The 9,666-nt window shown below is 51.5% G+C and carries 10 protein-coding genes; 6 read left to right on the plus strand and 4 right to left on the minus strand.

What is annotated here, in order from left to right:
• Nucleotides 1-254: 254 nt before the first annotated feature.
• The 3 genes from trhA (at nt 255) to HMPREF3066_RS00860 (ending at nt 2,267) form a co-directional block, all read left to right on the plus strand.
• Nucleotides 255-872 carry a PAQR family membrane homeostasis protein TrhA gene (gene trhA / locus HMPREF3066_RS00850; protein ID WP_045075409.1) on the plus strand — a complete coding sequence of 206 codons (618 nt, stop codon included), beginning with the start codon at nt 255-257 and terminating at the stop codon, nt 870-872.
• Between the two features lie 118 nt (nt 873-990).
• Complete coding sequence (locus HMPREF3066_RS00855) at nt 991-1,884, plus strand: DMT family transporter (RefSeq protein ID WP_070439845.1); 894 nt, start codon at nt 991-993, stop codon at nt 1,882-1,884.
• Nucleotides 1,885-1,907: 23 nt separating this feature from the next.
• The gene (locus tag HMPREF3066_RS00860; RefSeq protein WP_016687463.1) at nt 1,908-2,267 is read left to right on the plus strand and encodes a SpoIIAA family protein; all 360 of its coding nucleotides are present in this window, start codon (nt 1,908-1,910) and stop codon (nt 2,265-2,267) included.
• 76 nt (nt 2,268-2,343) lie between these two features.
• On the opposite strand, the gene HMPREF3066_RS00865 is transcribed toward HMPREF3066_RS00860, so the two are convergent.
• Both HMPREF3066_RS00865 and HMPREF3066_RS00870 read right to left on the minus strand, forming a co-directional pair.
• Nucleotides 2,344-2,568, minus strand: a complete 225-nt coding sequence (locus HMPREF3066_RS00865) for a branched-chain amino acid ABC transporter (protein WP_070439848.1) — start codon at nt 2,566-2,568, stop codon at nt 2,344-2,346.
• Between the two features lie 82 nt (nt 2,569-2,650).
• A complete protein-coding gene (locus HMPREF3066_RS00870) occupies nt 2,651-2,854 on the minus strand; it encodes a cold-shock protein (protein WP_002217533.1) in 204 nt (67 codons plus the stop codon).
• A gap of 311 nt (nt 2,855-3,165) precedes the next feature.
• Here HMPREF3066_RS00870 and clpS point away from each other — a divergent pair, with 311 nt between their 5' ends.
• The 3 genes from clpS to HMPREF3066_RS11855 all read left to right on the plus strand — a co-directional run bounded on the left by clpS (nt 3,166) and on the right by HMPREF3066_RS11855 (nt 7,300).
• Nucleotides 3,166-3,477: an ATP-dependent Clp protease adapter ClpS gene (clpS, locus tag HMPREF3066_RS00880; protein ID WP_003755322.1), complete on the plus strand. Its 312-nt coding sequence runs from the start codon at nt 3,166-3,168 to the stop codon at nt 3,475-3,477.
• Nucleotide 3,478: 1 nt separating this feature from the next.
• A complete protein-coding gene (gene clpA / locus HMPREF3066_RS00885) occupies nt 3,479-5,764 on the plus strand; it encodes an ATP-dependent Clp protease ATP-binding subunit ClpA (protein WP_070439851.1) in 2,286 nt (761 codons plus the stop codon).
• Between the two features lie 114 nt (nt 5,765-5,878).
• Nucleotides 5,879-7,300 carry a surface lipoprotein assembly modifier gene (locus tag HMPREF3066_RS11855; protein WP_083286371.1) on the plus strand — a complete coding sequence of 474 codons (1,422 nt, stop codon included), beginning with the start codon at nt 5,879-5,881 and terminating at the stop codon, nt 7,298-7,300.
• 292 nt (nt 7,301-7,592) lie between these two features.
• On the opposite strand, the gene HMPREF3066_RS00895 is transcribed toward HMPREF3066_RS11855, so the two are convergent.
• Both HMPREF3066_RS00895 and HMPREF3066_RS00900 read right to left on the minus strand, forming a co-directional pair.
• Entirely contained in the window at nt 7,593-8,468 is an 876-nt protein-coding gene (locus HMPREF3066_RS00895; RefSeq protein ID WP_070439853.1) for a metal ABC transporter permease, read from the minus strand.
• Nucleotides 8,469-8,575: 107 nt separating this feature from the next.
• On the minus strand, nt 8,576-9,301 hold the full coding sequence (locus tag HMPREF3066_RS00900) for a metal ABC transporter ATP-binding protein (protein ID WP_070439855.1): 726 nt from the start codon (nt 9,299-9,301) through the stop codon (nt 8,576-8,578).
• Between the last annotated feature and the right edge of the window lie 365 nt (nt 9,302-9,666).

The following is a 9,666-nucleotide window of genomic DNA, read 5'->3' on the forward strand; positions in this document are numbered from 1 at the left end:
TAACCGGGGTTCGATTCCCCGTGGGCGTGCCAGTTTTTGATTAAAGCCTTGCTAATACAGCAAGGCTTTAGTTTTTTATTTTATATTGAAACATATCAATATCATTATTCAACCTAGCCTTAAAAAACAAAAGGCCGTCTGTAACCAAGATTTGTTTTTTCAGACAACCTTAACTTATCTTTATCCTTTTATCCTAGCCCCGCCTTTGCCTTTCGCGTACACTTTCTACACCTAAAGAAATGAGAACTACTCTTATGTATCACGGTGAACGCTTCAATGCATACAGCCATTTGGCAGGCTCGATGCTGGCCGTGGCGGCATTAGTGCTGATGACAGTCAAGGCAAACGGTCCCTACCAACTTGCCTCCGCACTCACCTACGGCATCTGCCTAATCCTGCTCTATCTTGGCTCCACACTTTACCACAGCATTCCCCAGCCCAAAATTAAGGCGATTTTGCAAAAAGTGGACCACTGCATGATTTACCTGCTGATTGCGGGCAGCTATACCCCGTTTACGCTGATACCCCTTAAAGGCGGTTGGGGGTGGTCATTGTTCGGCCTATCCTGGGGCTTGGCACTCTTCGGCATTATTCAAGAACTGACTATCGGCAGGAAAAGCGAAAAACGGCTGCTCTCCATGATGATTTACGTCATTATGGGTTGGCTGATTTTAGTTGCCGTATCGCCACTGGTACGCACCCTTCCCTTTGCCGGGCTGTTTTGGCTGGCGTTAGGTGGTATTTTATACAGCGCAGGCATTTATTGGTTTGTTAATGATACCAAAATCAAACACGGACACGGCATCTGGCACCTATTCGTCTTAGGCGGCAGCATAGCGCAGTTTCTTTGTATTTATTTCTATGTTCTTTAATCCGTCAAAAGGTCGTCTGAAAACAAGATATGCTCTTCAGACAACCTTTTTGAATATTTATTCCCCGAAGACTCCTACATCACTATAATGAACGCCCTACCTATCCGTTAATATCAAAATGAACCAAACCGCGAATAAGGATCCGCTCGGTTCCGCATGGATTATCATCGCCACCCTCGGTTTTACCGTCATGAACCTCTGCATCAAAGCGGCAGCGGGAAAATTCGGCTTCAGCAGCGGCGAATTGGTTTTCTGGCGCATGAGCTTTGCAGCCATCATGCTCGCCGCCATAGCGAAAATGAGGGGAGACACATTTGCCACACGGTATTGGAAAATCCACCTCAACCGCAGCGTCATCGGCACAGCGGCGATGTTGTGCCTGTTTTATGCCGTTACCCACCTGCCGCTGGCAACAGGCGTAACCTTAAGCTACACCTCGTCGATTTTTTTGGCCGTGTTTTCATTTTTGATTTTAAAAGAACGGATTGCATTTTATACGCAGGCAATATTGGTATTCGGCTTCGTCGGTGTCATCCTACTGCTAAACCCTTCGTTCAAAGGCGGGCAAGAAATTGCTGCATTGGCAGGCTTGGCAGGCGGAGCGATGTCGGGTTGGGCGTATTTGCAGGTACGCGAGTTGTCCCTGCTTGGCGAACCGGGCTGGCGGGTCGTGTTTTACCTGTCGGTAACCGGCGTCGCCATGTCGGCGGTTTGGGCAACGCTGACCGGCTGGCATCCCTTGTCTGCCGAGGCATTACCCTACTTGGCAGGTATCGGGCTGTCCGCGACCATCGCCCAACTCTGCATGACCCGCGCTTATAAAGTCGGCAACAAATTCACTGTCGCCTCACTCTCCTACCTGACTGTCGTTTTCTCCGCATTGGCAGGCGTAATGTTTTTAGGAGATACCGTTACTTGGCAGGAAACCTTTGGTATGATTATTATTGTAGCAAGCGGCGTATTGAGCGGTATCCGGCCGGTTGCGATTAAAAAATGGTTTTCCGGACATTAACGTCCTCAAACAAGGAGAGCATGATGATTTCCATCCGAGAGCAGTCTTATGGTTTGAATGTAGCGTTGTACAACGAGTTTACGCTGGACGACTTCCGCCAACTCGAATCCGCCCTGTTGGAAAGCAAACAAAAAATCCACCTGCCCGACATACTCTTGGATTTGTCCATGCTGAAAGACTTCACCATCGATATGGCGGTGGAACAAATAAAATTCCTCAATCAACACGAAAACGACTTCGGTCGGGTTGCCGTCATTACAGATGACATCTGGATCAAACTCGGCGCACGCCTCTCCAGCCTCTTGACCAACCAACACCCCAAATATTTTGATGATGCTACAAAGGCTCAAGAATGGCTGCTGGCAAGCAACCTCAAACCTTAATCTCAAAAATAAACGGCACGCCAAGGTGTGCCGTTTATTTTTTGCATTTTCAATTTCTTAAAACCTGAAACTGTTTTTACTTGCCCCCCAAATGGCGGCGGTAAAACCGGTCAATATCCGCTATCGCCTTTTCATCATTCGGCCTCAAATCGATTTTCAAATCGGCAAGCCGTATCAGCATCAGGTCTTCTTGTTCCGCCACCGTGCAGCTGACTTCCCCGCTGCTACGCAGATGCGCGATGAGTTCGTCCAACTGCCGCAGGGCGTTTTCGTAGGCGGCATTTTGTTTGTCTTCTGCCATATGGATTCCGTTTCTCATAGACAATAAAAAATGGCGGGGAATCAATCCCGCCATTATTCTACGGCATAAGCCGCACGTTTAATTAAGCAGCCTGAATGTTAGCAGCTTGTTTGCCTTTAGGGCCGGTGGTTACGTCGAAAGACACGCGTTGGCCTTCTTTCAGGGTTTTGAAACCTTCCATGTTGATCGCTGAGAAGTGAGCGAACAGATCTTCGCCGCCTTCGTCAGGAGTGATGAAACCAAAACCTTTAGCGTCGTTAAACCATTTTACGATACCGGTTGCCATTAGAAACTTCCTATACTTAAAAATTAACAAAATCAGCAAAATAAGGCATACAGCAAACTTAAACGTTCAGCGTTTCTCCCTAGCTTTATATACTTGGTCGAGTGCCGGCTTCTGCTTAACCGTCTTTTTACATTTGTTAAGCCAAAACGTCAAGCCATACAAGGGAAAAAGTGCGAAAATGGCGGAAACCGACCAAAATACAACAGAAATCGAAATAAACCTTATAATCACTTTATTTATAGATTCATTTGATATCAAACCTTTCACAAGGTCGTCTGAAAACAAATCCTCTTCCACAAAGCCAAATATTTATGAACAACCCAAACACACATCACGAATCCGATACACTTTTAAGCGACCAAAAAACCGCCCCGCCGAAACGTTACGGCGTATTTTTGCTGAACGACGATTACACCACGATGGAATTTGTCGTCGAAATCCTGACCGAAATCTTCATGCTCGGACAGGAGCAGGCGGTGGCGGTGATGCTGTTGGTTCATCACGAAGGCAAAGGCTTGTGCGGCACTTACACACGGGACATCGCCCAAACCAAGCAGCAGCAGGTCATGCAACGGGCAAAAGCCGAAGGGCATCCGCTGCAATGTATTGTCGAGGAGATTTAATATGCTTTCACCCGAATTGGAACAGATTTTGCAGCAGCTTTACCGCGAGGCGCGTAAGGCTCATTATGAATTTATCAGCCTCGAGCATCTGCTTTTGGTGTTAATCGAAGAAGACGCCTCCGTCCCCAACGTCCTCAAGCTCTGCGGCGCAGATTTGAAAGTGTTGTCCGAACAGCTCGCCGCCAGCGTTGCCGAAAATACCCCGCAGATTCCCGACCACCTTTTAGATACGGTCGAAACCCAGCCCACGCTCGGCTTCCAACGCGTCATCCAGCGGGCGATGGTGCATACCCAATCCGCAGGCAAAGGCTTGGTCGAGCCGTTGGACGTTTTGGTGGCGCTGATGAGCGAAACCGACAGCCACGCTGTCTATTTCCTCAAGCTGCAATCGGTTACGCGTTTTGAAGTTTTGCGCTGCATTGCCCACGGCGCAACCGAAGACGACGAACACAAAGGCTTTTCAGACGACCCCGACAATGATTCAGACGACCCCGTCGAATTGAAAAGCGGCTCGTTGTCGGACTACACTGTAAACCTCAACGCCGAAGTCAAAGCCGGCCGCATCGACCCCTTAATCGGCAGAAAACACGAAATGGAACGGCTGGTGCAAATCCTATGCCGCCGCCGCAAAAACAATCCGCTTTTGGTCGGCGAAGCAGGCGTGGGCAAAACCGCGCTGGCGGAAGGCTTGGCGCATCAAATCGTCAACGGCGACATTCCCGACGCACTCAAAGATGCCGAAGTGTACGCGCTGGATATGGGTTCGCTTTTGGCGGGCACGAAATACCGCGGCGATTTTGAAGCGCGGGTCAAATCCGTCTTGAAACAGCTCGAAAAAATCCCGCACGCCATTTTGTTCATCGACGAAATCCACACCATCATCGGCGCGGGCAGCACCAGCGGCGGCACGATGGACGCGTCCAACCTGCTCAAACCCGCGCTGGCGAAAGGCTCGCTGCGCTGCATCGGCGCGACCACCTACGACGAATACCGCACCATTTTCGACAAAGACCACGCCTTAAGCCGCCGCTTCCAAAAAATCGACGTGGTCGAACCCACCGTCGCCGAAACCGTGCAAATCCTGCGCGGCTTGAAACCAATGTTCGAAGGCTTCCACCAAGTACGCTACACGCAAGGCGCACTCGAAGCCGCCGCCGAACTCTCCGCCCGCTACATCAACGAGCGTTTCCTGCCCGACAAAGCCATCGACGTGATGGATGAAGCAGGCGCGGCGCAAAGGATTTTGCCCAAATCCAAACAGAAAAAAGTCATCGGCAAAGCGCAAATCGAAACCGTCATCGCCAAAGTCGCACGGATTCCCGAAAAAACCGTGTCACACGACGACAAACAAGTGCTGCAATTCCTCGGCCGCGATTTGAAAAACATGGTTTACGGTCAGGAAAACGCCATCGACGCGCTGGTTGCCGCCGTCAAAATGTCGCGCTCCGGTCTCGCCCTGCCCGACAAACCCATAGGCAGCTTCCTCTTCTCCGGCCCGACCGGCGTCGGCAAAACCGAAGTCGCCAAACAGCTTGCCTACTCGATGGGCGTACCGCTGCAACGCTTCGACATGTCCGAATACATGGAGCCCCACGCCGTATCGCGCCTTATCGGTGCGCCGCCGGGCTACGTCGGCTTCGACCAGGGCGGCCTTTTGACCGAAGCCGCCAACAAACATCCGCACTGCGTGTTACTCTTGGACGAAATCGAAAAAGCCCATCCCGACATTTTCAACGTCCTCCTGCAAGTCATGGACGCAGGCAAATTGACTGACAACAACGGCAAGAGTGCCGACTTCCGCAACGTCATCCTGATTATGACCACCAACGCAGGCGCGGAAAGCCTCAGCCGCCCCAGCCTCGGCTTTACCGCCAAGCGCGAACGCGGCGACGAAATGCAGGCAATCAACAAGCTCTTCACGCCCGAGTTCCGCAACCGCTTGGACACGATTATCCCGTTTGCGTCCTTGTCCGAACCCGTCATCGCCAAAGTCGTGGACAAATTCCTGCTCCAGCTCGAGCACCAGCTCCTCGACAAAAAAGTCGAGGCTGAATTCACGCCGGCATTGCGCAAATATCTGGCGGAAAAAGGTTTCGACCCGCAAATGGGCGCACGCCCGATGCACCGCCTGATTCAGGAAAAAATCCGCAAACCGCTCGCCGACGAACTCCTGTTCGGCAAACTCGCCGACGGCGGCTTCGTTCGGATAGACTGGGATGCGGCAAAAGAAGAAGCCGTGTTGAAATTCAAGAAAAACAAAGCCAAACCTGAAGCAGCCGCGGTTTGACGGATAAAGGCAAAAGGTCGTCTGAAAATGTTTCAGACGACCTTTTCGACCATTTTCACCGCGTTATCCGTATAATGACAGGATACTCCTGCCATCCATATCCCACTGAATAAAATGAATAAAAATCATCTCGTCTTACTGATGCTCTCTTTCCCAACGGTCGCCCTTGCCGATACACCCGTTGTCCGTGTACCTGCGCCTGTATTTTTTGACAAGCAGCCTAACAGCGAAACACCTTCAAAAGATTTTACCGACGACAAACCCACAGAACAGAGGCTTTCAGACGACCTTTCTGCCGATTCCTCATTGGAAGCACAGATCAACCGCGCATTAATCGGACGGGACTGGAAGACACTGGAAGGTTTGTTGGCGCAATATAAAGCCGCGCCCGACCGGGATGCCGTTTTATACGATTATGCTTTAGGCGCCTTGCGGCGCAGTCAGTTGCGGCATAGTGAGGCTGTATCGCTCTATCGCGGCATTTTGGCGAAACATCCCGATTTGGCGTATCCGCGTTTCGATTTGGGCGTCATGATGTTTGAAAACAAACAGTACCATGAGGCAAAAGCTGAATTGAAACGGGCAAAACCGGATTTGCAGCCGCCCATGCAGCAACTTGCCGACCGCTATCTTGCTTCCATTGAATCGGCGCAAAGCTGGCAGCCCGATGTTTCGCTGCAATACGAGCAGACTGATAATGTGAACAATGCCTCGTCCGAGCGCGTTATAGAATGGAACGGCAGACGCTGGAATAAAACCGCTGACAGCCTGCCGCAAAAGGCGCACGGTATCCGCTACGGTGCAGGCATATCACGCGAAATCAATGTGGGCGGACATCATTTTGTTTACGGTAGTCTCAGCGGCGACGGCGTGCATTATTGGGACAATCAGGATTTTAACGAGCAAAGCCTGCGCTTGGCGGCAGGCTATAAAAACCGTTCGGCGGTGCAATCTTTCGGGGTTGTACCGTTTGCCGAGCAAAACTGGCTGGGCGGCAAACGCTATAATCGCGAAACCGGTATCCATACCGATTTTTCACGTCGTCTGAACGAAAAATGGCGGCTCTCGCTCAATGCAGGCTATATCAAAAAATACTATCGGAACAGCGGTTCGGCAGCGCGTTACAACAGCCATATGCCGCTAGTGGGAGCAACGCTGGCATACTCTGCACCGAAAAACTGGCTGCTCTACGGCGGCGCAGACTGGTCGCACGACATGACCAAAGAAGCGGAGCAGGCATCCGTACGCAAGGGCATACGCTTCGGCGCGGCGAAAGCGTTTGAGAATGGATTCGGCATCCGCACCAACCTGCGCTACGCCCGCCGTACCTTTGATGCGCCGGGAAGCCTGGTGTACCGTCTGACCCGAAAAGACCATGAATATCAGGCAAATGCCTCTGTTTGGCACAATAAAATTTCATGGAAAGGCTTAGTGCCGCATTTGAATTTCCGTTATCTCAAAATCGACAGCAATATGAGCGGCTTCTATTCCCGCAAAAGTATGCAGACATTCGTCAGCGTGGAGAAACAGTTTTGAAGCAGCAGGGATAAAGGGTTGGAAAAACACTCTGCCCGCCATCCGCCGAGATTCCCGCATCGGCAGGAATCCGTCGAAAATCTTGAGAAATAGGTATTTGAAAAACGGTTGTCAAAATTAAAAGTGAATCTCCACCTATGCGGAAATGACGCCGATTGAAGCGTTTCTGTTTGAATAACAATAAATCGGATTCGAAAATCCGAGCGGTAAACCCGATAAAAAGGTCGTCTGAAAGCCCAAGCAGCTTTTCAGACGACCTTTTTGATTTTCAGCTTGCACAACTAACTGCCCTTCACAAGGCCTTGTGCTTGCGACGCTTGAACCATTTGCCCAATATACCGCCTTCGCGCCCGAACACCAGCGATACGGCATACAGCACGCCACAGCACAAGATAATCGCAGGTCCGGACGGAATTTCGACGTGATAGGAAAACAGCAGTCCGGCAAAACCGCAGATCAGTGCGATAAAGACGGACAAAGCCATCAACGCGCCCATGCTTTTCGCCCAGAGCCGCGCGGTAATCGACGGCAGCATCATCAGACCGACCGACATCAGCGTACCGAGTGCCTGAAAGCCTGCAACAAGGTTCATCACCACCAAAATCAGGAAAACGACGTGCCAAAAGCCGCCCTTCCCGCCGACCGCCTTCAGAAACAGCGGGTCAATGCTTTCCAAAACCAGCGGGCGGTAAATAATCGCCAATGCCGTTACCGTGACGCTTGCCGAGGCGGCAATCAGTTGCAGCGCGGGAATGTCCACCGATAAGACCGACCCGAACAAGAGATGCAGCAAATCGACGCTGCTGCCGTTTTTACTGACCAAAACCACGCCGATTGCCAGACTGCTCAGATAAAAGGCGGCAAAGTTGGCATCTTCCTTCAACGATGTAAAACGGCTCGCCAAACCCGCCAACAGCGCCATCAGCAAGCCTGCCGCAAACCCGCCGACGCTCATTGCCGGCAGGCTCAGCCCGGCAAACATATAACCGATTGCCGCACCGGGCAGGACGGCATGGCTCAAAGCATCGCCTACCAGGCTCATGCGCCGCATGACCAGGAACACGCCGACCGGAGCGGCACTCAAAGCCAGACAGAATACCGACGCAAGCGCATAGCGCATAAAGTCGAATTCCGCAAAAGGGGAAATCAGCAAATCGTATAAATTCATGGTATCCGGTAAATAAGGGAAAACTTCTGAAAATGGGAAACGTCGTCTGAAAATCCTTCGCCGCGTCTTTCAGACGACGTACTGCCTTACAAGGGGGGCAGCGCAAGCTATACGTCGCACCAGTCCTCCGACTCCTGCCGCTGCATCAGCATATTCGCGCGGGCAAGGTTTTCATCGGTCAGGACGGACGGCGTTCTGCCCGCCACAACCTTTTCCCGGGCCAGCAACAGCGTGTCCGAAAAATAATCGCGTACCTGCGCATAATCGTGCAACACCGCGATAATTGCCTGCCCTTCCTCATTGCATTGGCGCAATACGTCCAAAAGCGCGTAAGTCGTGCGCGCATCGACGGCGTTGAAAGGTTCGTCCAAAAGCAGGAATTTTGCCCCCTGCGCCAGCATACGCGCAAATAAAACGCGCTGAAACTGGCCGTTGGACAAATGCGCGATCTGCCTGTCGGCAAAATCCCGCATACCGACGCGCGCAAGCGCATCCAAAACGCGGGTACGCTGCGCCGCGTCAACCCGTCCGAAAAAGCCGATTTCGTACCACAAACCCATCGCCGCCAGTTCGAAAACCGTCATCGGCTGGCCGCGGTCGATGTCCGACTGCTGCGGCAGATAGGCGATGTCTTTGCGTTGCAGGTTTTGCAGGAGGACGCGTCCCGTATCGACTTGCTGCAAACCCATGACCGCTTTTAAAAAAGTTGATTTGCCCGCCCCGTTCGGCCCGCAGACCGCCCACATCGAATGCTCGGCAAATTCGATGCCGACATGGTGTACGGCAGGCCGTGTCCGGTAGCTGACCGTCAGATTTTCAACAACGATACTCATGCAACCGCCCAAAAATACACGCCCCAAACCGCCGCCAAAGCGAAAAGCGCAATCAGCAGGCGTTGGAACAATCCGGTGAGTAAAATGGAATTCATAACAATATCGAAAATTAAAGACGATGTGTTCAAAATGAAACAAAAGTAAGGATGATACTTTATAACATTATGATTGTAAACATAAAGGCAGTATCCGGATATAGGCACGATTTTTGTGGACAAGGCATCTGCCGTTTTCAGACGACTTTTTTCAAAGCCGGCGCAGGCGGTTTGCCCGTATAAGCAGCGTGTGCCTTGCCCATGAAGAAACGACCCGGCTTATCGTCCGATTCAGGAGTCAGTAGCAACTGTATTTTTCACCCCGTCGGG

Origin of the sequence: Neisseria sp. HMSC03D10, assembly GCF_001807625.1 — a bacterium.
Lineage (GTDB): Bacteria > Pseudomonadota > Gammaproteobacteria > Burkholderiales > Neisseriaceae > Neisseria > Neisseria mucosa.